Below are 19,161 nucleotides of genomic sequence, written 5' to 3'. Positions count from 1 at the left end.
TCCCCGGGTCGGGGACACCTGCTTCTGTGGCGTTACAGGAGTGTTTGTCTCTTCTTGAATGGTCATGTCATCTCTCCGGATGTGGTCAGGCGTGGTACGCGAATGCCTCATGGCGCTGGGGTCCAACGAGGAGGTCATGGCGTGGGGGGGTGCGCCCGCCGTTATCCGCTGCGTTCCTGTTCCAGAGCGGGTTGGTCGGGGAGGTGCGAGACGGTGGTGCGGGGTGGAGCCGAGCGGGTCTCCTCGGACTTCGGTTTGGGTGGGCGCGGCTGGCCGAGCACGACCGCCAGGAAGATGACGACGATGCCGACGATCTGGAGGGCAGACAGCGTCTCGTCCTTGAAGAGGTAGCCCAGCAGGGTCGCCACGACCGGGCTGCCCAGCGCGAGGAAGGAGACCGCCACGGCCGGCAGGCGTTCGATTCCTCGGAACCAGACGATGTAGCTCAGGACCGCGCCCAGGGTGATGAGGTAGGCGAACCCGATGACGTTGGAGCCGGTGAGACCGTCGGGAAGGTCTTCCAGCGACAGCCAGAACGGCAGCAGGACCAGACCGCCCGCCGTGAGTTGCCACCCGGTGAACGTGAGCAGGCCGACGCCCTCCGGCCGGCCCCACCGCTTGGTCAGTGTGATGCCCGAGGCCATGCACAGAGCTCCGCCGACTGCGGCGAGGACTCCGATGGTGTCGAGCGACGCCGTGCCCCTGAAGACGAGCAACACCACGCCCCCGGTGCCCATTGCGCAGGCCAGGGCGTGGATGGCTCTGATCCTCTCACCGAGGAAGAGGGCGGCGAGGATCACGACGAACATGGGCTGTGCCGACATGATCATGGCGGCGATGCCGCCCGGCAGCCGGTAGGCCGCGACGAAGAGCAGGAAGTTGAAGGCGCCGATGTTCAGAACGCCCAGCACCAGCGCGCGCCACCACCAGATGCCGACAGGAAGCTTCCGGCCGAGGGCCAGCAGGATCAGGCCGCCGGGCAGGGCCCGCATGGTGGTCGCCAGGAGCGGCCGGTCCGGTGGCAGCAGCTCGGTTGTCACCAGGTAGGTGCTGCCCCAGACCGCCGGAGCCAGGCCGGTCAGGGCCGACGTGAGTACATTCTGTCTGCTCTTCATCTGCCTCAATCCCGCGGGAATCACCGTGGCTCCCGACGTCCGTCCAGCCAGCTCAGTCGAAGATCGGGTCGCGGTCGCGGCCGCGCTTCAGCTCGAAGAAGCCGTCGATGCTCGCCACGGCCAGCACGCCGTCCCAGAGTGTTCCGGCGGCCTCGCCACGGGGGGCGGGGGTGAGCACGGGGCCGAAGAACGCCAGCGGCTTCCCATCCGGGCCGGGCACGTGGATCACGGGGGTGCCGACCTCGGAACCGACCGGGTCCATCCCCTCGTGGTGCTCGGCCCGCAGCGGCTCGTCCCAAGAGGTGTCCTCCGCGGCCTCGATCAGGTCGGCGGGCAGACCTGCCTCCTCCAGGGCGGCGCGGATCATGTCGTGGCCGAGCCCGGCCTTCTCGTGGTGGATCAGACGGCCCATGGCGTTGTAGAGGGGGCGCAGCACCTCGTTGCCGTGCCGCTGCTGTGCCGCGACGCACACGCGCACGCAGGCCCAGCCGTCAATCATGCCCTGGCGGTACTTCTCCGGGACCTCACGGCCCTGGTTGAGGACCGACAGGCTCATGATGTGGAAACGGGTTTCCAGCGGCCGGACCTGCTCCACCTCCAGCATCCAGCGTGAGGTGATCCACGCCCAAGGGCAGCGGGGGTCCACCCAGATGTCGGCGATGGTCGTCTCGGAACGCGGTGGCGTGGTGCTCATGGCGGTCGCTCGTCCTTTCGGTGTCACGGGCGCGAGGGCGCGCGCAGGCATGCCTCGGCGGTGTGCGCCCAGGTGCGGGAGGTAGGGGAGAGGGCAGCGGAGGCGCGGCTTCCGGGCACGCCGGAGGGGCCTCGATCGAGGGCCCGCCCGGCGGAGTCGGCCCGAGGACGTTCCTGCCGTGTGCGGTCGTCACCAGTGTCGGGCCGGGGGTATCAATGAGTCCAACACATGCTTGTCACGTGATGGATCTCGTATCACGATGGATCCATGGAGCTCCAGCAGATGCGGTACGTGATCGCCGTGGCCGAGACGAACAGCTTCACGAGGGCTGCCCAACGCTGCCTGGTGGTCCAGTCCGCGCTCAGCCACCAGATCGCGCGCCTGGAGAAGGAACTGGGTGCGAGGCTCTTCGAACGCACCAGCCGCCGGGTCCGGCTGACCCCGGCGGGCGCGGCCTTCCTGCCCGCCGCCCGCCAGTGCCTGGACGCGGCGGAGCGGGCCGCCGCCGAAGTCGCGGCGGCCGTCGGGGAGGTGCGCGGACGCCTCGCGGTGGGGCTGATCCCCACCGTCGCCGCCGTGGACATTCCCACCGTCCTCAGGAACTTCCACCAGCGCCATCCGAAGGCTCGGATCAGCCTCAGTGTGGGAGCGAGCGACGAGCTCGCCGAGCGGGTCAGGCAGGGCGAGATCGAGGTGGCCTTTCTCGGCATCCCGGTCACGGCCCGCCCCCGGGGCGTCATGGCCCGGGAGTTGGCCCGGGAGCGGCTGGTCGCCGTGGTCTCCCCGGACCACCCGCTCGCCGGCGAGACCTCGGTCGACCTCCGTCGGTTGTCCTCAGAGGTGTTCGTGGACCTCCCGGCGAAGACCGCCGGCCGGGCCCAGTCCGATCTGGCCTTCACCGCCGCCGGCCTCACCCGCGAGGTCGCCTTCGAGGTGACCAACGCGGACTACCTGGCCCGTCTGGTCGGCGCGGGCCTGGGCGTGGCCCTGCTCCCGCCCGCGTACGTCGCGGGCCTGGCCGGGATGGCCACGATCGAGGTCACGGACGCACCGGCCCGCGCCGAGTACGTGATCTGGGGCCGGGAGAGCCGCACCCCGGCGGCCGCCGCCTTCCTGGAGCTGTTGGGCATCGAGGAGGAGTGAACGCAGGCGCGCGCGGACGAGCCGGGGGCGGCCCCCACCCGATGCGGGTGGGGGCCGCCCCCGGCTCGTCCCTGACCGTTGCGGTAGTGGCTCAGGCCCGGGCCGCCAGGGCGTGTTCGGTCAGGCCGGAGCCGAGCAGCGCGCGGTGGATCTCCGAGGTCGCCGTGGACCGGTTGAGCGTGATGTAGTGCAGGCCGGGAACGCCCTCGGCGAGCAGCCGCTCGGCCATGGCCACCGCGAAGTCGACTCCGATCCGCCGACCCGCCGACCCGCCGCCCACCGCCTCCAGTCGCCGGGCCAGGTCCTCAGGGAACGTGGCCCCGCTCAGCTCGGCGAACCGGGCGATCTGCCGGGCGTCCGTGGCCGGCATGATCGCGGGGATGATCGGGATGTCGCATCCCGCCGCCACGACCCGGTCCCGCAGCCGTAGGTAGTCCTCGGCCCGGAAGAACATCTGGGTGACCGCGTAGTCCGCGCCCGCGCGGCACTTGGCCACGAAGCGCCGGACGTCGGACTCCCAGTCGGGGGAGCGCGGATGGCGCTCGGGGAACGCGGCCACGCCGACGCTGAACGCTCCCGATTCCCGCACCAGGCGGACCAGCTCCCAGGCGTGGGAGAAGCCGCTCGGGTGCGGGATCCAGGGCGCGTTCGGGTCGCCCGGCGGGTCCCCACGCAGGGCCAGGACGTCCCGGACGCCGGCGTCCGCGTACTGGCCGATCACGTGCCGCAGTTCGGCGACCGAGTGCGCCACCGCCGTCAGGTGGGCCACCGGGCGCAGCGTGGTCTCCGCCGCGATCCGCTTCGTCAGCTCGACCGTGCGGTCCCGGGACGATCCCCCGGCCCCGTAGGTGACCGAGACGAAGCTCGGGGCGAACGCCTCGATCCGGCGGATCGCCTCCCACAGGGCGGCTGCGCCCGCCTCCGTCCGGGGCGGGAAGAACTCGAAGGAGAACGAGCGGGTCCCGGTGGCGAGGAGCTCGCGCAGCTCCGTCACGCGGGCTCCCCGGGCCACGCGCCGATGTCCGCCGCCGCCTCGGCCCCGTAGGCCCGCAGCAGTCGCTCCGACAGGTCCCAGGGAAGCAGCTTGTACTCCTGGGTGCCGAAGGACTCGAGGACGATCGTGGCTACGGCGCAGCCCAGTTGGGCCGCGCGGCGGTGGGGCATTCCCCGAGACAGGCCCGCGAGGAAGCCGGCCCGGAAGGCGTCGCCCACACCGGTGGGGTCGGTGGGCTGGTCCGTCGCGACGGCGGGCACGTGCTCGGCCGGCCCGTCGGCGGTCAGGATCGAGACCCCGTCAGCGCCCCGGGTGACGATCCACACGCCGACGCGCGCCAGCACCTCGGCCTCGCTCCACCCGGTCCGCTGCCGCAGCAGCGCGCTCTCGTACGCGTTGGTGAAGAGGAACCGAGCCCCGTCCACGAGCAGCCGGGTCGACTCGTCGTCGAGCCGCGCCAGTTGCTGCGAGGGGTCGGCCGCGACCGGGATGCCGGCGGCGTGCGCCGCCCTGGTGTGGCGGACCATCGCCTCCGGCACGTCGGGGGCGACCAGGACGAGGTCGAGGACGCCGACGCGGTCCACGACCTCGGCCAGGTCGATCTCCTGGGCCTCCACCATGGCGCCCGGGTAGAAGGAGGCGATCTGGTTGTGGTCGACGTCGGTCGTGCACATGAAGCGGGCGGTGTGGCGCGTGGTGCTGAGCCGGACCGATCCGGTGTCCACACCGGAGGCACGCAGCCGGGCGTCGTACTCGGCGAAGTCCGTGCCGGCGGCGCCAACCAGCACCGGGGCCAGCCCGAGCTGGCCCAGCCCGAAACAGATGTTCGCGGCAACGCCGCCCCGGCGCACCTGAAGGTCATCCACGAGGAACGACAGGGAGATCGTCGCCAGGCGCTCGGGGATGATCTGCTCGGCGAAGCGCCCCGGGAAGGTCGCCAGGTGGTCGGTGGCGATGGATCCGGTGACGGCGATATCCATGATCACATCCCAGCGGCCGCGCGGAGGGCCTCGGCGCGGTCGGTCCGCTCCCAGGTGAACGCGGGCAGTTCGCGGCCGAAGTGGCCGTAGGCGGCCGTCTGGGCGTAGATCGGACGGAGCAGGTCGAGGTCGCGGACGATCGCGGCCGGGCGCAGGTCGAAGACCTCCGTGATGGCGTTCTGGATCCTGGACACGTCGGTCTTGGCGGTGCCGAAGGTCTCGACGAACAGGCCGACGGGCTCGGCCTTGCCGATCGCGTACGCGACCTGGACCTCGCAGCGCGAGGCCAGACCGGCCGCGACCACGTTCTTCGCGACCCAGCGCATCGCGTACGCGGCGGAACGGTCGACCTTCGACGGGTCCTTGCCCGAGAAGGCACCGCCGCCGTGGCGGGCCATGCCGCCGTAGGTGTCGATGATGATCTTGCGGCCGGTGAGGCCGGCGTCGCCCATCGGGCCGCCGATCTCGAAACGGCCGGTCGGGTTCACCAGCAGCCGGAAGCCCTCGGTGTCCAGCTTGATGCCGTCCTCCACCAGGCCGGCCAGCGCGTACTCCACCACGTGCTCGCGGATGTCGGGGATCAGCAGGGCGTCGAGGTCGATGCCGCCCGCGTGCTGCGAGGAGACCACCACCGTGTCCAGACGGACCGGGGTCTCACCGTCGTACTCGATGGTCACCTGGGTCTTGCCGTCGGGACGCAGGTACGGGATCGTCCCGTCCTTGCGGATCTCGGTGAGCCGGCGCGACAGCCGGTGCGCCACCTCGATCGGCAGCGGCATCAGGTTCGGGGCCTCGTCGCAGGCGTAGCCGAACATCAGGCCCTGGTCACCGGCGCCCTGCCGGTCCAGCTCGTCCTCGTCGCCCTCGACGCGCCTCTCGTACGCGGTGTCGACACCCTGCGCGATGTCCGGGGACTGCGCGCCGATGGAGACCGAGACGCCGCAGGAGGCGCCGTCGAAGCCCTTCGCGGACGAGTCGTAGCCGATCTCCAGGACAGCCTCACGCACCAGCGCGGGGATGTCGGCCCAGGCGGAAGTGGTCACCTCGCCGGCCACATGCACCTGGCCGGTGGTGATCAGGGTTTCCACCGCCACCCGGGACCGCGGGTCCTGGGCCAGCAGGGCGTCGAGGACAGTGTCGCTGATCCGGTCGGCGATCTTGTCGGGATGGCCCTCGGTCACCGATTCGGAGGTGAACAGACGTTGGGACACGGCGTAGCGCTCCTGTCGTACGGACGTGCGTGGATGGGGACCGGCACGGCCTGCGGCGGGCCGGGGCCTCCCCGATGGGGGGGAGGCCCCGGTGGGTGTCCGGGATCAGGACACGCGGTGCACGGTGAACTCGACCGGCACGTCGAAGACGGGCCGGGTGGTGGAGAAGACCACCTCGTGGTCGAAGCCCTCGTCGGCCACCAGCTTCTCGAAGTACTCCACGTCACCCATGGTGCTGAAGAAGAGGATCATGCGGCCCTTCTCCGTCAGGTGGGCGCGGGCCTCGCGGAAGAAGCGGGTCAGTGCCTGGTAGCCGGCGTCGGTGCCCGCGACGTCCGCGTAGTCGGTGGCGGCGAACCACTGGAACGGCGGGTTGAAGACGATCAGGTCGAAGCGGCCCTCGACCGAATTGAAGACGTCACTCTCGCGCGACTCGACGAGGTCGGCGACCCCGTTCAGCTCCGCGTTGACACGGACGGCGGCCACGGCGTGCGGGTTGAGGTCCACCGCCAGGACATCGGCGCCCTTCTTGGCAGCGATCAGGGCCAGCGAACCGCTGCCGGTGCCCATGTCGAGGACCCGGTCACCCGGTTCGACCTCGGCGAAGACCGCGCCGCCGAGCATCGGGGACACGGGGCAGGGGGTCATGACCTGCGAGGGGACCCGCAGGGTCAGGCCCAGGAACGGGTGGGTCTGCTCGCCTTCCTCGCCGCCGCCCTGCGAGGCCATGGCCTGGCGCAGTTCCTTGATCTCCTTCACCCGCTCCTGGGAGACGAGCGGGCGGTAGGACTCGGCTTCGGACGTGGACTGGTGGTCGAGCTTCGTCATGGTGTCGTATCCATTTGTGTGTCGTGCGCGAGGGAACGCGCTCGGTTGGTGGGGGGTAGGGGCGTCTGTCAGACGGACCGGGACCCGGCCCGGAGCTGGGCGTGCGCCGCGGCCAGTCGGCCGCCGACCTCGGCCGTGCTGATGAGCACGGCCATGTTGGCCTTGGACGAGCGGCCTTCTGTAGCCGCGTCCACCGCACGCATCAGGTACTTCGTGATCGCCTGGCCCCGGATGCCATCCCGGTCGGCGGCGGCCATGGCCTCGGTGATCGCGGCGTCGACCTCGTCGCTGTCGATCGCCTCCTCCGGCCGGACCGGCGTGGTGATCAGGAACGAGCTGTTGTTGCCCAGCGCCCAGTGGTTCTCAATCGACCGGGCGATCACCTCGTCGTCGTCCAGCCGCATCGGGCTGCGGAAACCGCTGGACACGCAGTAGAAGGCGGGGAAGTCGTCCGACCGGTACGAGACCACCGGTACGCACTGGGTCTCCAGGTACTCCAGCGTCAGGCCGAGGTCCAGGATCTTCTTCCCGCCGGCGCACACCACCGCGACCTTGGAGCGCGTGAACTGGATCAGGTCGGAGGACACGTCCATGGTCTTGTCCGCGCCCCGGTGCACCCCGCCGATGCCGGCCGAGGAGAAGAACGGAATACCCGCGAGTTCGGCCGCCACCACGGAGGAGGCGACCGTCAGCGCGCCCATCCGGCCCTGTGCCAAGACGACGGGCATGTCCCGGCTGCTGACCTTGGGGATGCCCAGCGTCGAGGCGAACCGGTCGATGTCGGCGTCGGTCATGCCGACCACGATCTTGCCGCTTTCCACGGCGATCGTGGCCGGGACCGAGCCGCCCGCCCGGACGGCCTCCTCGACCTTCCGGGCGGTCGCGGCGTTGTCCGGGTACGGCAGGCCGTGGGTGATGACGTTGGACTCCAGCGCCACCACCGGGCGGCCTTCGTGGAGCGCGTCGGCCACCTCGGCACTGAAGACGAGCGGGATGTCCTTGTGGGGAAGAGAGGTCGTAGTGGTCACAGCCATCTTTTCAGTGGGTGTCGGGGCCGTAGTTCGGTACCTTGCCGAGGATGTGTCTGCGGTTAACGATCTCCGGGATGTAGACCTCCTCGTTCCAGAGCTCCTTGTCGATCGACTCGACCGCGATCGACACCACCCCCTCGTCGCAGCCGAAGGCGTCGGTGACCGCCTTGGTCACCGCCGACACCAGCTCGGACTGCTGCTCGTCGCTGAGTGCCATCGGAAAGTGCTTGATGTTGACGTGCGGCATGACGGTGTCCTTCCGGATGTTCAGGCGCCGGCGGATGGCCGTCGCGAGCTCGTCGATGTCCGGTGCCCTGAGCAGGGAGTAGTGGTCGGCCTCCAACTCGACGACGGTCGGCGGGGCGGAGGAGTAGCCGCTGCTGCCGTCGAGGAACGAGTACTCGTCCCCCTGTGCCTTGAAGATGGTGATGGGCGCCGAGATCCGTCGCTCCCGCAGTTCGCGGAAGGTGTAGCTGAACTCGAAGGTCGTCCCGACGACCTGGATGATCCGGCGCACCAGGTCGATGTCGAGGTTCGGGAGGTTCTCGCTGATGAAGCCGGCGAAACTCTCGTCGTCCTTGACCACGGCGAGGCACTTCTCCAGCAGGGGACTGCTGATCGTGCCCGTGAAGACCGAGAAGAGGATCGTCACGTAGGCCCTGTTGGCGTAGGTGGCGACACGCTCCTCGCCGGCCGCGCCGTCCGTGCGGACCTTGGGCGAGCCGGGGGCGATCAGGAAGACATGGTCGACGGTGTGGCCGGCCTCCTCCAGCTGGTACGCGGTCTCGAAGGCGACCCGGGCTCCGAAGGAGTAGCCCCACAACGTGTACGGGCCTTCGGGCTGGACCTCCCTGATGGCCTTGACGTCCTCGGCCGCCATCTCCCTGATCGTCTTGTACGGCGCCTCGCCCGGGTTGATCCCGTGAGCCTGCACCCCGAGGAACGGCCTGTCCGTGCCCAGCCGCTCGCCCAGGAGCCGCAGGTTCATGGGGTAGCCGCCCAGACCGGGCCAGCAGTGGATGGGGCGTCCGGAGCCCTCCTGCTGCAAGGGGACCAGGCGCGAGGTGTCGCTCGTCGACTCGCCGGCGATCCGGCGGGCCAGCCCCTCCACGGTCGACGAGGTGAATATGGCCTCGAGCGGCAGGTCGGCCCCGAACGTCCGGTTGATCCGGTTGATCAGGCCGACGGCGAGCAGTGAGTTGCCGCCGCAGGCGAAGAAGTCGTCCTGCACGGAGACGCTCTCCTGCTTCATCGCCTGCTTCCACAGCGCGGCCACCCGGCGTTCGGTCTCGTTCCGGGGGGCCATGAAGGGACGGTCGGCCGCCCCCACGTCCACCTTGTCGGAGACGGCGAGAGCCTTGAGGTCGATCTTGCCGTTAGCGGTGGTCGGCAGAGCATTGAGGACGACGACCTTGTTCGGGATCATGTAGTCCGGCAGGTAGTTGACGAGGTCGTCGCGGATCAGCTCCGCGGGCCCCCGCATGTGGACCACGTCCTCCCGCATGCCTTCGTGCCGCCGCTGCTCCTGGCTCACCCGGCCGCCGACGAAGAAGTACGAGGCGCCGCCGGGCCGGCCGAGCTCGCGCAGGATGCCGTCGATCCGCCGGGCGGAGGGCAGGTCGTCGCCGCCCTGCGAGCTGTAGCCCGAGGACATGAAGCCGATGTCGAGGTCGTTCATCGACAGGCGCTGGAGCGTGCGGCCGAGGTCGATGTAGCGCCGCCACTCCTGCGGACTGCGGCTGACCACCGAGACGCCGAAGCCCGCCCGGTCGTAGACCGCCTGGTTGATCGCGATGACGTGCTTGCGCAGGATCAGGTCGCGGGAGACGAGGCGCATCCGGTCGCCCTCGTAGATGTACTGTCCGGCCGGCCGGTCCAGCCCCTTGCCGGGATGGATCTGGACGTACAGGTCGATGTCCTCGTCCGTGCGGGGGCGCCGGTAGGGCACCCAGTCGAAGGCGCCGAGGTAGTGGTCCTCGTCGGCGACCCGCAGCCCGGCCTTGACCTCCGGGACGAACGGGGCGGCTTCGATGTCGAGGCCGTACTGCGGCAGGACCTCCTCGAAGAGTCCGACCATGTGGCCGGCCTCGATCTCCAGGACCTCCCGGATGTTCTTCTTGTAGACGGGCTCGATGGCACCGCGCCGGCCCAGGAAGTGGGCCCGGATCCGGGGGCCCGCGGCCGCGTCTTCCGTCTCAGGGGTCTCGGAGATCAGCACCAACTGGTGGTTGATCGGGTGGTGGTAGTGGATGCCAGAGGGGATTCCCGGGAAGCCGGTGATCTCCAGGTACAGCTGGGTGGCATAGAGGGAACCGGGTGAGGCGTAGGCGTACTTGGGGAGCAGCCGCTCCGGGCTCAGGTGCTGCCCGAGGTTCCGCAGGATCGCGCCGAGTTCGTCGGTGTCCAGCTCCGCGAGCTCCCGCCCGCGCATGGCGGCGGGGCGGCGGGCCAGCAGCTTCAGCAGGTCGGCCTCCGCCACCGGGGCACCGCCCTCGTAGAAGCGGTAGGTCTTGCGGGCGAAGGCGAGGCTGCGCTGGGCCGGCGTAGGTGTCCGACCGGGCAGGTCGAGGACGGGGAGGCCGGCGAGCTCGGCTGCGGACCGTACGCCCGGGTTCGACAGCTGGGCCTTGACCTGGAGCTTGCTCTCCTTGGACTGGTGGTGCGCGCCGTGGCTCCCCTGGTCCATCAGGGCGGCTTCCTTCGGGTCGAGTTCGACGCAGGCGATCAGGTTCTGGAAGCCTGTCCTCGGGTCGTCCTTGACCAGCACGGCCGCGTGCCGGACCCAGTCGTGGGTCTCGATGGCGAGTCTGATCTCGTCGAGCTCCACACGGAACCCGCGCAGCTTGACCTGGTTGTCGGCGCGGCCGATGAACTGGACGGTGCCGTCGGCGTTCCAGTAGGCCAGGTCGCCGGTCCGGAAGAGCCGCCCGGGACCGAACGGGTTGTCCGTGAAACGCTGCTCGGTCAGGTCAGGCCGGTGCAGGTAGCCGCGCGCGACCTGGACGCCGCCGATGTACAGCTCGCCGATCTCGCCCACTGCCAGTTCGGTGAGGTCGGGGCCGAGGATGTGGTACTCGGTGGCGTCGACCGGGGCGCCGATGGAGATCGAGTTGGGGCCGTCGCCGACGGTGGACTTGGCCACGGTGAAGGACGACGAGTTGATCGTGCACTCGGTCGGCCCGTAGAGGTTGATCAGATCGCACCCGGGGAGGGTCTCCAGGCAGGCGCGGGCCAAGGGCTTGGAGAGGGCCTCGCCGCCGGTGAAGACCTGCTCCAGCGAGAGGCAGGAGTCGAACTCCTGCGTGTCCAGAAGCGCTTGGAGCAGGGTCGGGACGCACTGGAGCGTGGTCACGGCGTGGGTCTTGACCGCGTGCACCAGCCGTTCGGCGTCCCGGTGGATGCCGGCGCCGCCCATCACGACGACGGAACCGACGGCCGGGGCGAGGATCTCCCACTGGGCGGCGTCGAAGCTGATCGGCGTTTTCTGCAGGATGACCCGGGTGCGGTCGATGCCGTGGGCAGCCCGTAGCCAGGACATCTGGTTGGCGATGCTCCGGTGCTCGATCATGACGCCCTTGGGCCGGCCGGTGCTGCCCGAGGTGTAGATGACGTAGGCCAGCGAGTCGGGGGCGATGTCGACGTCCGCGCCGGGGGCGCCCTTGAGGGCGTCCTCGACCCGGACGATCACGGTGTCTGCGGGGGCCAGCGCGGCCAGGCGCTCGACGAGGTGGCCTTGGGCGACGATCACCTTCGCGCCTGAGTGCTCGATCATGTAGCGCAGGCGCTCTTCGGGGTACTCCGGGGCGAGCGGCAGGTAGGCACCGCCCGCGAACAGGATGCCCCACACCCCGATCATCAGGTCGGACGAGGGCTCGATGAACAGCCCCACGCACTGGTCGGCGGTCACGCCGAGGTCCCGTAAATGTCCGGCCAATCCTCGGCTTCGCCCCACCAGTCCGGCGAAGGTCACGTGTTCGTCGCCGCTGATCACCGCCGTGTCGTCCGGGCGTTCGGCGGCGGTGCGCAGGAGCAGTTCGGGCAACGACAGGCGGGTGGCCGGGGTCCGGTCAGACGCGTCGGTGGTCATGTGAGTCCCCCTGGGTGTGCGTGCGTGCCGTGTGGTGGGCGGGTTCCGGTGGTAACCCGCCCGTGACGAACACTCGGCCGATGTGGGGACCAGCCGAGTGTTCCGTGGCCGTGCCGAGGCGCTGACGGGTGGTCACCGGTCCGCGTCGGCTGTCCGGCCCCTTCGCAGAGCGTCGGCGACCTCGACCATGCGGCGGGTCTGGTAGGCAATGGCGGCGAGGTTGTCCTCGGTGACGTTCTCCGCCAGCCGGCCCGGAATCGCCTGCCGACCGGAGACGGAGCTGACGCCGTAGGGGTTGCCGTTGCTGGGCGCCGTCATGATGTCGTCGGTGATGCCGGGCGGCACGATGATCCCGCCCCAGTGGTAGAAGACTGTGTTCAGCGACAGGATCGTCGCTTCCTGGCCGCCGTGCGGGGCGCCCGTCGAGGTGAACGACGACATGACCTTGCCCGACAGGCCCCCGCGCGCGTTGAGGGGCCAGGCGAGGTCGATGAAGTGCTTGAGCGGCGCAGCGATCATGCCGAACCGGCCGGGGCCGCCGAGCAGGATCGCGTCGGCCCAGTCGAGGTCATCGGCGGCGGCGGTGGGAATGTCCGCGATGGCTTCGGCGTTCTCGCGCCACGCCTCGGTCCACTCGGTGAACTCGGGGGCCAGGGACGCCTCGACGTACTCGGGGACCCGGCGCAACCGGACATCGGCGCCGGTCTTCGCGGCGGCCTCCTCGGCGGCCACGGCGAGCTTGTGGATGTTGCCGGTGCCCGAGTAGTAAACGATCGAGATCTTCGTCGTCGACGAGGATGTGTCGGCGGTGGACACGGGGAGTGCTCCTTAGTGCGATGGTCGAAGGGCCGGAGGGGCGGGATCCCAGGGGTGCGGAGCCCCGCCCGCTCCGACGGGGAGGGCGCTCACGCCGGGGTGTCGGTCCCGAAGTAGCGGTCGCCGAAATCGCCGATGCCGGGAAGCATGAACGCGTGCTCGTTGAGGCGCTCCTCGATGGAGGAGGTCACGATCCGCACCTTGGGGTGACGGTGGTGGACGACCTTGATCCCTTCGGGGGCGGAGAGCAGGTTCACGAAGACGATGTGCTCCTCGGGCACGCCGTGGTCGAGCAGCACGCCGATCGCGGCCAGCGCGGTGCCGCCGGTGGCGAGCATGGGGTCGAGGAGCAGCACGTGGCCCCGGTCGATGCCGGCGGGCAGCGCCGCGTAGTGCAGGTGCGGGAGTTTGGTGACCTTGTCCCGCTGGATCAGGATCTTGCCCAGGCGGGTCTCCGGCGCCATCACGCGCAGCTCGGACTCCATGCTGTCGCCGGCCCGGGCGATGGAGACGCCGTAGACCCGGGAGGCCAGGGAGAGGCCGTGGTAGGTCCGGCCGACCGGGGTGCGGACATCGCGGGGCTCGTAGGGGAGCAGGTCCAGCGCGGCGTCGAGGAGCCCGCGGATGATCCGGTTGGCGGCGGGGACGAAGTCCTCCCGCTTGGCCTGGTGGTCACGGACGATCGAGTGCAGGGCGCGCAGCCGGTTGGTCTGGGGCAGGAGGTGGGTCACGCCTCGGAGCGGCTCGGTTCGCATGGTCATCAGGATCGGCTCCGCCCGTCCTCCGCGGCGACCCGGGCGAAGGCGGCGCGGGCCTCCTGCACGAAGGTGCGCACCTTCTGGCGGTCCTTGCGCCGGGTGGTGGGGTCCTCCAGGCCGGTGTGCGAGTCCACGGCGGCGGGGCGGACGGCCTCGATGGCCGCCGCGACGTTCTCCGGGGTGAGCCCCCCGGCCAGCATCAGGGGCTTGGGGGAGATCCGGACGAGTTCGGCGCTGACGGCCCAGTCGTGGGTCAGCCCGGTCGCCCCCTTGGCGCCGGTGGCCGGGTTGAAGCTGTCGGTGATGAACATGTCGATCCACTCGGCGGAGGTCTCGACGACCTCGCGGAGCTCGTCGATGTTGTCCGTCTTCACCACGAGGCTCTTGAGGACGTAGAGGTCCGGGGCCAGGGTGCGCAGCCGACGCAGCTCGGCGGAGGTCACGTCGCCGTGGAGCTGGATCGCGCCGACGCCCATCTCGGCGCAGAAGGCGGCGATTTCGTCGGCATCGGTCAGGTAGGTGATGATGACGCCCTTGTTGTCGGGCTGGATCGCCTTGACGATGGCGGCGGCCTCGGCCTCCGACAGGTCCTCGTTCTTGGCGGGAAGGCGCAGGGCGAAGCCGAGCCAGTCCGCGCCCTCCTCGATGATGAGGTCGGCCTCGGACTGGTCGATGATGCCCGCGACCTGGATCAAGCCGTACATGTCTGCCTCCTTGGGCCGCGGCGGTCCGAGCCGGGGCCGATCTGCAATGGGATTCGTCCGGTGACGACGGCGGTGGAACCGGGGATCGCCTCAGCGGTCGCCGGCGGCCCGGTCGAGCTCGGCGACGACGAGCCGCGCCACGGGGGCGGCGGAGGCGGGGTTCTGCCCCGTGATGACCCGGCCGTCGCTCTCGGTGTGGGCCTCGTACATGGGCGCCTTGGCGTGCAGCGCCCCGGTCTCCTTCAGCCGGTCTTCGAGGAGGAAGGGCATGACCTCAACGAGGCCCAGCGAGTTCTCCTCCTCGTTGCTGAAGGAGGCGACGCGCTTGCCGCGCACGAGGTGGGTACCGTCCGGCAGGCGCAGGTTGACGAGGGCGGCCGGGCCGTGGCAGACGGCGGAGACGACCCCGCCGCGGCCGTGGATGTCCATGGCGATGCGGGCCAGGTCCGGGGAGTCGGGAAAGTCCCACATGGCGCCGTGGCCGCCGACGTAGAAGATCGCGGAGTACTCGGAGGGGTCCACGTCGGCCGCCCGGCGGGTCGCCACGAGCTTGCCCTTGACGGTCTCGTCGGCCAGGAAGCCGATCATCTCCGGGTCGTTCTCCTCGCCGTCGAAGACGACGGCCGGCGGCTCACCGCCGCGCACGGAGACGAAGTCGACCTCGTGGCCGGCGCCGATGAAGACGTTGTAGGGGTGGGCCGCCTCGGAGACGCTGTAGCCCGTCCGGTTGCCGGTGTCCCCCAAGGTCTCGTGGCTGCTGACGGCAAGCAGGATCTTGGCCATGCTTCCTCCTGGAATCGCTGCGGAGTGCTCCGCGGGTGGTCGGGGCGCCGCCACGCGACCGCCGAGTCCGGCGGGGCCGCGCCCGGGATTGTGGTGAACGGCCGGGTCGGGTCGTGCTCGGCGGGCGTCAGGCCTTGTGGATGAAGTCCTGGACCAGCTTCACGAACTCGACCGGCTTCTCGAAGATCACCATGTGACCGCTGTCGATCTCGGTGTAAGAGGAGTTCGGGATGGCGGCGGCCAGCTCACGGGAGTGCTCGGCGGGCACCGCGGCGTCCGGGTACGGGGCCAGGACGAGGGTCTCGGCCTGAACCTTCCCGACCAGGTCGCGGATGTCCACCTGGACGAGCAGCTCGAGCTGGCGGATGCGGCCGCTGGAGGGGCTCAGCTCGGAGCCGAGGTTCTCGACGTCGCTCAGGCTGGGCTGGCTGCGGATGAAGCGCGGGCTGAAGGCGGTGGTGCTGAGCACGCGGCCGAAGGCCTTCGGGTCGTGCTTCTGGCTCAGGGTCAGACCGATCAGGTTCTGGATGTAGAGGTCCGACTTGACCAGGCCGCCGACGGGGATCAGGCGGCGAACGCGCTCGGGGTGAAGGGCGGCGGTGGCGGCGACGATGGCCCCGCCGAGCGAGAAGCCCACCAGGTCCACGGGGCCGAGGCCGGCATGCTCGATCACGGCGGCGACCTCGTCGGCGAGCTGCTCGACGGTCAGCGGCGTGCCGTCGTCCGCAGCGGTCTCGCTGCCGGACAGCTCGGGAAGGATGACGGTGTTGCGGCGGGCGAACTCCTCGACGAGGTGGCCGAAGGTGACCTGGCCGCCCTTGCCCACGCCGTGCACCAGCAACAGGGCCGGACCCTCGCCGGTCACGGTGTAGTGGATACGCGAGTTACCGACGGAGATCATGGGCATGACGGATCGCCTCCTGTGACGACGTGAAAAAGAATGCGCGGGTGCGCGAAATCGGAAAGTGGGATGGGAGAGTGCACGGCGAATTCCGTCGGCCCCACCGGATTCGAGTGGAGGCGGGCCGCCGTGTTCCGCCGGATGCAGATGCACGGGAATTTCGACAACGCCGTCCGACTACGCCGGGAGGAGGTCGGACGGATAGTGCGGGGACCGGATGGCCGTCAGCCGTTCCGGCGTTGTTGCACCGGCCTTCGGGGCGGAGCGCAGTGCGGTTGTGCCGCGGACATGATGTGTCGGAGACCCGGGAGGAGGCGTCCCCGAGCTCGCGCCTCCTCCCCGATCCCCGAGGTGGCGGCTGTCGTCCGATGTGGCAACCACCCCCGATCACCTGAAGCTGAATTTATCTACTTCCGATGATCCCGTCAAGCGTTCCTGGGTCACTCGAGGATGGTCCGGCGCCTCGCCGCCCCTCTCAGGAGATGTGCGACGACCCCAAAGAAAGATCAGTAAACATGGAAAAATCATGACAAATTAGGCGCGGTGCGGGCAACATTCTCGAGGGCGGGTGTGACTCCGGCGTTGGTCACGAGCGTATGCCGATATCTCGCATGTCAAGATCTTCCCCTGGCGGGCACTAGAATCCCTTCAGCCCTTACCTTGTGGAGCATGCCTATGCCCGACCGCGTCTTCGACGGCGGTAAGTTGCGTGACCGCCGTGTAATCAAACGCCTGTCGCAGTCCACTCTGGCCGAGGGACTTCACGTGAAGGCGAACGCCGTCTATCGCTGGGAGAACGGCTTGGCAGCTCCCCCTCCGGAGCGATTGCCGGCGATCGCCGCATTCCTGGATGCCGATCTGAATGAACTCTTTCCGCGCACCGAATCACCGAATCTCGCTGACCTGCGGTGCGACGCGGGGATGACCCAGGCGGACACGGCGCGCTACACCAACACCTCGTCCCCCATGCCGGTAAGGGCCGCCGAACAGGGCAAGCGGCCGCTGTCCGACCAGGCGGTGACGGCGCTGGCCGCCGCCTACAACGTGACCCGCGCCGAACTGCTCGCCGCGCAGCGGCGTTCCTTCGGGCGGCCCGAAGAGCCGGAGGAGGAGCCGTCGGCCGACGGCGCTCGCGTGGCCCGCAAGTTGGAGTCGCTGCGCACCGAGGTCTACGGAGGGGTGGCGCCCTCGGACGCGCACCTCGCGTCCGAGGGGAACCGGAAGAGCGGCTCCACGGTGCTCACCGAGGCCACGATCCGGGCACTGCGGGCCGGCGAGGTCGCCGAACCGGAGGAGGAGGCCCTCGATGCCCTGGCGCTCGCCTTCGACGTGCCGCCGGTCTACTTCCGGCAGGACGATCCGGAGGTCGACGCCCTGATCCTGTCGACCCGGGCCGTGCGCAACAGGTTCACCGTGATGGTCGCGCGCGGTGCGGGCCAGGACATGCCCAAGGAATCCTGGGACCAGCTCCGCGACTTCATCGGCGAGACGATGGGGGAGATCTTGGCCGATGACGAGAACGGGCGCTCGGCGTAATCGATTCGGCGGCAGCTGCCGGGATTCACGGCCGCACCGTGGCTCCGCCACGGTGCGGGACGGTGCGCGGCGGCCGGCCCCCGCCGACGGCCCGGTGCGTGCTCCTCTGGCCGATGAGCCGCACCACGTTGTCGGCGCGCAGTTCGATGAGCGCGTCGTGATCCTGGGGCCCGGTCGTCGAGGGCCCGCCGTCCGGCGTCACCGCGCCTGCCCGCAGGATGTCGGGCGATCTGACGATGCCGGTGTTGTCCCCGGCCCAGAGGTGCACCAGCTGGTGCACCTTCAACTCGAGTTCGTGGGACGGCGAGCAGCCCTTAGGGTGGAGGATCAGGTCGACCGGATGTGTGTCGTGCTTGATGAGGAGGCCGCACATGCCGTCAATTCCGGTCAGGTGGTCCGGGATCGGCTTGATGACGATCCGTCGGCCGCTGGCCTCCGCGATGTTCCCGACCAGCTGGTCGAAGTCGAAGGGGTCCGGGAGGGGCATGGAGGCGATCAGGCGCTCACTTTCCCGTTCGGCCTGAAAGTGCAGTCGGTCGGCGCGTAGATTGCGGTAGAATTCCGGGAGGACTCCGGATTCGGGATTGTTGCGACGGGGGATCCGATTCATTCCGTGAATCCCGTCCCGATATGCTGCCGCCGACCGTCGATCCCTCTTTCCGGTTCCTGGCGCCGGGTTTGTGAGCGGCCTACCCTGGGCATTGTGCATTCCCCCTTCTGTACACGGCTGCTCGCGGCGTCGTATGGGCACGCGAGCGTTGTTTCACTAGGTTGTCGACGTGCTGGAAACCCCTATGTGTCGTATGTGTCTGCAACGTGAGCATTGGTTCCGGGTGAACGGTGCATGTGGATTGCTGCCTGCTCAAGGCGGACACGTTCGAAGCCCGGCTCGCGAATTCGATCGCGGACGTGCAATGAGGGCGACGTGATGGCTGAGACTTCTCCGTCGCTGCAGCTCATCGTCGAATCTTCGGGCTGCGAAGTTCGCTCTTGTGGCCAAGCTATCGGTCCGGAAGCCCCCGTATCTCGCGCCTGCTGGGCGCGAGGTGTTTTCAGACCGACATGGCGAGCAAGGTGTGGTGATGACCCCGTTTATGCATACCTTATATCGCTCCCCCTGAACGTGTCGGCCGACCTCAGTTCCGCGTACCGAGGCTCGAGCTTGCCGCAGCCACGATAAATGTCAGACATCCGCCGTGGTGAGATGTTCCGAAATCTGGCCGAAACTGAGCAGGTATCGAGCGGCGGAGTTCGGCGTCGGCCTGATGGCCCGCATCGAACTCGGCCATATCGAGTCAGGGCGCCGCCGGAGAGGTCGCACGACGCCCATGTCGATCATGCGACGGTCCCGGCCATGACGGGGTCGACCTGCCGACTCGGGCGTGCTGCAGTCCTCACGGTGGAGGAGGACGACGGCGCCGGCGGACTGCTCGATCCCGCCGGACTCGCGGGGCTGTAGAGCCGGCTGACGCGCGGCGCCCGATGGGGTGCACGCGAACTCCCCTAGATGAATGAGTCCAAGGGGTGTCGTTGCGGTCAGTGATCGTAGGCGGTGAGTGATCGCTTGACCGGCTGATTGG

General features: G+C 69.5%; 16 protein-coding genes. 2 read left to right on the top strand and 14 right to left on the bottom strand.

The features are described 5' to 3' along the window. Positions 1-161 precede the first annotated feature (161 nt). Together NLX86_RS14615 and NLX86_RS14610 are read right to left on the bottom strand one after the other, a co-directional pair. Positions 162-1,115, bottom strand: coding sequence for an EamA family transporter (locus NLX86_RS14615; protein ID WP_254372117.1), 954 nt, complete (start codon positions 1,113-1,115; stop codon positions 162-164). 52 nt (positions 1,116-1,167) lie between these two features. Beyond that, the gene (locus NLX86_RS14610) at positions 1,168-1,809 is read right to left on the bottom strand and encodes a disulfide bond formation protein DsbA (protein WP_254372116.1); all 642 of its coding nucleotides are present in this window, start codon (positions 1,807-1,809) and stop codon (positions 1,168-1,170) included. A 267-nt stretch (positions 1,810-2,076) separates the two neighbouring features. On the opposite strand from NLX86_RS14610, the gene NLX86_RS14605 reads away from it, so the two are divergent. Then, the gene (locus NLX86_RS14605) at positions 2,077-2,952 is read left to right on the top strand and encodes a LysR family transcriptional regulator (RefSeq protein WP_254372115.1); all 876 of its coding nucleotides are present in this window, start codon (positions 2,077-2,079) and stop codon (positions 2,950-2,952) included. A 91-nt stretch (positions 2,953-3,043) separates the two neighbouring features. Here NLX86_RS14605 and metF read toward each other — a convergent pair whose 3' ends face one another. The 11 genes from metF to NLX86_RS14550 all read right to left on the bottom strand — a co-directional run bounded on the left by metF (position 3,044) and on the right by NLX86_RS14550 (position 16,051). Then, entirely contained in the window at positions 3,044-3,946 is a 903-nt protein-coding gene (gene metF, locus NLX86_RS14600; protein ID WP_254372114.1) for a methylenetetrahydrofolate reductase [NAD(P)H], read from the bottom strand. After that, a complete protein-coding gene (locus NLX86_RS14595) occupies positions 3,943-4,926 on the bottom strand; it encodes a carbohydrate kinase family protein (protein WP_254372113.1) in 984 nt (327 codons plus the stop codon). Before NLX86_RS14595 ends, metF begins: the two co-directional genes overlap by 4 nt. 2 nt (positions 4,927-4,928) lie before the next feature. Beyond that, positions 4,929-6,137 (bottom strand): methionine adenosyltransferase, encoded by a 1,209-nt coding sequence (metK, locus tag NLX86_RS14590; protein WP_254372112.1) that lies wholly within the window; start codon positions 6,135-6,137, stop codon positions 4,929-4,931. A gap of 105 nt (positions 6,138-6,242) precedes the next feature. Then, positions 6,243-6,965, bottom strand: coding sequence for a HemK2/MTQ2 family protein methyltransferase (locus NLX86_RS14585; protein ID WP_254372111.1), 723 nt, complete (start codon positions 6,963-6,965; stop codon positions 6,243-6,245). 68 nt (positions 6,966-7,033) lie between these two features. Next, a complete protein-coding gene (locus tag NLX86_RS14580; RefSeq protein ID WP_254372110.1) occupies positions 7,034-7,999 on the bottom strand; it encodes a pseudouridine-5'-phosphate glycosidase in 966 nt (321 codons plus the stop codon). A 4-nt stretch (positions 8,000-8,003) separates the two neighbouring features. Then, positions 8,004-12,083, bottom strand: coding sequence for an amino acid adenylation domain-containing protein (locus NLX86_RS14575; RefSeq protein ID WP_254372109.1), 4,080 nt, complete (start codon positions 12,081-12,083; stop codon positions 8,004-8,006). Between the two features lie 132 nt (positions 12,084-12,215). Then, the gene (locus NLX86_RS14570) at positions 12,216-12,899 is read right to left on the bottom strand and encodes an NAD(P)H-dependent oxidoreductase (RefSeq protein WP_254372108.1); all 684 of its coding nucleotides are present in this window, start codon (positions 12,897-12,899) and stop codon (positions 12,216-12,218) included. Positions 12,900-12,988: 89 nt separating this feature from the next. Then, complete coding sequence (gene upp, locus NLX86_RS14565; RefSeq protein WP_254372107.1) at positions 12,989-13,660, bottom strand: uracil phosphoribosyltransferase; 672 nt, start codon at positions 13,658-13,660, stop codon at positions 12,989-12,991. Further along, positions 13,660-14,361 (bottom strand): phosphoribosylanthranilate isomerase, encoded by a 702-nt coding sequence (locus NLX86_RS14560; RefSeq protein WP_254372106.1) that lies wholly within the window; start codon positions 14,359-14,361, stop codon positions 13,660-13,662. Before NLX86_RS14560 ends, upp begins: the two co-directional genes overlap by 1 nt. A 90-nt stretch (positions 14,362-14,451) precedes the next feature. Then, positions 14,452-15,144, bottom strand: a complete 693-nt coding sequence (locus tag NLX86_RS14555) for a type 1 glutamine amidotransferase domain-containing protein (protein WP_254372105.1) — start codon at positions 15,142-15,144, stop codon at positions 14,452-14,454. A 127-nt stretch (positions 15,145-15,271) separates the two neighbouring features. Continuing rightward, positions 15,272-16,051 carry an alpha/beta fold hydrolase gene (locus NLX86_RS14550; protein WP_254372104.1) on the bottom strand — a complete coding sequence of 260 codons (780 nt, stop codon included), beginning with the start codon at positions 16,049-16,051 and terminating at the stop codon, positions 15,272-15,274. A gap of 663 nt (positions 16,052-16,714) precedes the next feature. On the opposite strand from NLX86_RS14550, the gene NLX86_RS14545 reads away from it, so the two are divergent. Beyond that, positions 16,715-17,581, top strand: a complete 867-nt coding sequence (locus NLX86_RS14545) for a helix-turn-helix transcriptional regulator (RefSeq protein ID WP_254372103.1) — start codon at positions 16,715-16,717, stop codon at positions 17,579-17,581. A gap of 25 nt (positions 17,582-17,606) precedes the next feature. Here NLX86_RS14545 and NLX86_RS14540 read toward each other — a convergent pair whose 3' ends face one another. Further along, positions 17,607-18,068, bottom strand: coding sequence for a hypothetical protein (locus tag NLX86_RS14540; protein WP_254372102.1), 462 nt, complete (start codon positions 18,066-18,068; stop codon positions 17,607-17,609). Positions 18,069-19,161: the final 1,093 nt, after the last annotated feature.

The sequence above is a fragment of the Streptomyces sp. A3M-1-3 genome, from assembly GCF_024213665.1.
In the GTDB taxonomy this organism is placed as follows: Bacteria; Actinomycetota; Actinomycetes; order Streptomycetales; family Streptomycetaceae; genus Streptomyces.
The sequence above is the reverse complement of the archived record's forward strand: the minus strand, read 5'-3'. Positions and strand labels throughout refer to the sequence as shown.

Coding starts and splice junctions, on each gene's coding strand:
- NLX86_RS14615 (WP_254372117.1), bottom strand. CDS start 1,115: ATGAAGAGCAGACAGAATGTACTCACGTCGGCCCTGACCGGCCTGGCT.
- NLX86_RS14610 (WP_254372116.1), bottom strand. CDS start 1,809: ATGAGCACCACGCCACCGCGTTCCGAGACGACCATCGCCGACATCTGG.
- NLX86_RS14605 (WP_254372115.1), top strand. CDS start 2,077: ATGGAGCTCCAGCAGATGCGGTACGTGATCGCCGTGGCCGAGACGAAC.
- NLX86_RS14595 (WP_254372113.1), bottom strand. CDS start 4,926: ATGGATATCGCCGTCACCGGATCCATCGCCACCGACCACCTGGCGACC.
- NLX86_RS14585 (WP_254372111.1), bottom strand. CDS start 6,965: ATGACGAAGCTCGACCACCAGTCCACGTCCGAAGCCGAGTCCTACCGC.
- NLX86_RS14580 (WP_254372110.1), bottom strand. CDS start 7,999: ATGGCTGTGACCACTACGACCTCTCTTCCCCACAAGGACATCCCGCTC.
- NLX86_RS14575 (WP_254372109.1), bottom strand. CDS start 12,083: ATGACCACCGACGCGTCTGACCGGACCCCGGCCACCCGCCTGTCGTTG.
- upp (WP_254372107.1), bottom strand. CDS start 13,660: ATGACCATGCGAACCGAGCCGCTCCGAGGCGTGACCCACCTCCTGCCC.
- NLX86_RS14560 (WP_254372106.1), bottom strand. CDS start 14,361: ATGTACGGCTTGATCCAGGTCGCGGGCATCATCGACCAGTCCGAGGCC.
- NLX86_RS14555 (WP_254372105.1), bottom strand. CDS start 15,144: ATGGCCAAGATCCTGCTTGCCGTCAGCAGCCACGAGACCTTGGGGGAC.
- NLX86_RS14550 (WP_254372104.1), bottom strand. CDS start 16,051: ATGCCCATGATCTCCGTCGGTAACTCGCGTATCCACTACACCGTGACC.
- NLX86_RS14545 (WP_254372103.1), top strand. CDS start 16,715: ATGCCTATGCCCGACCGCGTCTTCGACGGCGGTAAGTTGCGTGACCGC.
- NLX86_RS14540 (WP_254372102.1), bottom strand. CDS start 18,068: ATGCCCCTCCCGGACCCCTTCGACTTCGACCAGCTGGTCGGGAACATC.